Annotated in this window: 1 protein-coding gene and 1 pseudogene; both read right to left on the bottom strand. The window is 62.6% G+C overall.

Annotated elements, in window-relative coordinates; all coding sequences use genetic code 11:
* A pseudogene (locus tag EOA75_RS32030) lies at nucleotides 1-231 on the bottom strand (DUF1499 domain-containing protein); the annotation flags it as partial.
* A 79-nt stretch (nucleotides 232-310) separates the two neighbouring features.
* Nucleotides 311-1939, bottom strand: coding sequence for a fatty-acid--CoA ligase (locus tag EOA75_RS32035; RefSeq protein WP_127326082.1), 1629 nt, complete (start codon nucleotides 1937-1939; stop codon nucleotides 311-313).
* Nucleotides 1940-2290: the final 351 nt, after the last annotated feature.

Genomic DNA, 2290 nt, shown 5'->3' on the forward strand with positions numbered 1-2290 from the left:
GCCGCCGCGGTCGCCGAAATTCCACAGCCTCGACAGTGCAATCCCGGCGAGCAGCAGCGCGAGCGCCGCAAGCAGCGCAACGAGCGCCAGCACCCACAGGAAAGGCGGGGTGTCGACAAAGTCGAGCCGGTAGCCGGCAACGACGGTCAGCAAAAGGACGAGCGAGAATGCCCCGATCCGCCGCGACCAGCCGGCCGCCCTCGACGTCTGCCGTTCAGGAATTGTAGCCATCGTCTGCCGCATTACCCCAGTCCGCATCGAGACTTAGAGCTTTTTGCGCCAGCCTTGAAGCCGAAAGATTTAACAATCCTCAATCCGTCGGCAGCCGATACTCCTTGAATTGCTGGCGCAAGGTGGTCTTCTGGATCTTGCCCGTCGCCGTGTGGGGAATCTCGCCGACGAAGGCGACGTCGTCGGGCATCCACCACTTGGCCACCTTGCCGCTCATGAAGGTCAGGATATCGCTCTTGCTCGGCTCCTTGCCCGGCTTGCGCACGACCACCAGCAGGGGGCGCTCGCCCCATTTGGAGTGCGGCACGCCGATGGCGGCCGCCTCCGCCACATCGGGATGGCCGACGGCCAGGTTCTCCAGATCGATGGTGGAGATCCACTCGCCGCCCGATTTGATGACATCCTTGGCGCGGTCGGTGATCTGCATATAGCCGCTGCCGTCGATATGGGCGACGTCGCCGGTGTCGAACCAGCCCTCGGCGTCGAACTGCTCGGCGCCGACGCCGCCGTAATAGGCGCGCGCGACCGCCGGGCCGCGAACTTTCAGTCGCCCGAAGGTCTTGCCGTCCCAGGGCAGCGCGTTGTTCTCGTCGTCTGTCACCTTCATTTCAACGCCGAAGGGCGGGTGGCCCTGCTTGCCCTGGATATCGAGCCTGGCATCGCCGGTCAGCCCTTCATATTCCGGCTTCATGGTGCACAACGTGCCGAGTGGCGACATTTCGGTCATGCCCCAGGCATGCACCACCTCAACCGCGTATTTGTCCTGGAACTTGGCGGTGATGGCGCGCGGGCAGGAGGAACCGCCGATGACGACCTTGTTGAGATAAGGCAGCTTTTTGCCGGTCTCCTCGAGATATTGCAGCAGCATCATCCATACCGTCGGCACAGCGGCGCTGAAAGTTACCTTTTCGGAGTCGAGCAATTCGTAGATCGAGGCGCCATCCATCTTGCAGCCTGGCATCACCAGCTTGGCCCCGATCATCGGCGCGGCCTGACCGAGTCCCCAGGCATTGGCATGGAACATCGGCACGACGGGCAGGACGACGTCGCGCGTCGAAACGCCCATGGCATCGGGCATGGCGGCCATCATGGCGTGCAGCACGTTCGAGCGATGGCTGTAGACGACGCCCTTCGGATCGCCGGTCGTGCCCGACGTGTAGCACATGCCGGCAGCCGTGTTCTCGTCGAATGTCTTCCAGGCGAAGGCGCCGTCGGCCTCGGCAAGCCATTCCTCATAGGCGACAGCGTTCGGCAACGAGGTTTGCGGCATATGCGCCTGGTCGGTCAGCACGATCACCTGCCTGAGCGACCTGACCTGGCCGGCGATCTTTTCCAGCAGCGGCACGAAGGTCAGATCGACGAAGATCGCCTTGTCCTCGGCGTCGTTCATGATCCAGGCGATCTGTTCGGGAAACAGGCGCGGATTGAGCGTGTGGTAGATCGCGCCGATCCCCATGGTGCCGTACCAGGCCTCGATGTGGCGGGCGGTGTTCCAGGCAAGCGTTGCGATGCGGTCGCCGAGCCCGAAGCTGTCACGCTCCAGCCGCTGCGCTACTTTGAGCGCCCGATGACGGATGTCGGCAAAGGTGGTGCGCACGATCGGGCCTTCGATCGAGCGCGACACGACCTCGCGCCCGCCGTGCTGGCGTTCGGCGTGATCGATCAGCTTATGGCAGAGCAGCGGCCATTCCTGCATCAGTCCGAGCATCTCGGCTCCTCCCCTTTTTCGCGCTTTCGCGTCATTGTTTCACGCATTGTGGAATGATCCGGCGGATTGTCCAGCCACCATAAGTCCAAGGCGGTCGGATGGGCGGAATGACCCGTGAAACCCGCCATAATCCGGCCATCGTCGCCGTTAAGGTTCATTAATGGGCTGGGTGAGATTGGCGAATGGAGAGATTCGCATGGACGTGCAGCTCGATGAAAAAGCCCTCGAAAGCACGCTTGCCGAAAGTCTGGACGATCTGACGCCGGACTCCAAAACCGTTTCCGACGATGAATTTGCCGAAGTCGTCGGCGGCGCGCTGGAGGCCGTCGGCGGAACGCTGCTGTTCAAGAT

Origin of the sequence: Mesorhizobium sp. M1A.F.Ca.IN.022.07.1.1 (genome assembly GCF_003997575.1) — a bacterium.
In the GTDB taxonomy this organism is placed as follows: Bacteria; Pseudomonadota; Alphaproteobacteria; order Rhizobiales; family Rhizobiaceae; genus Mesorhizobium.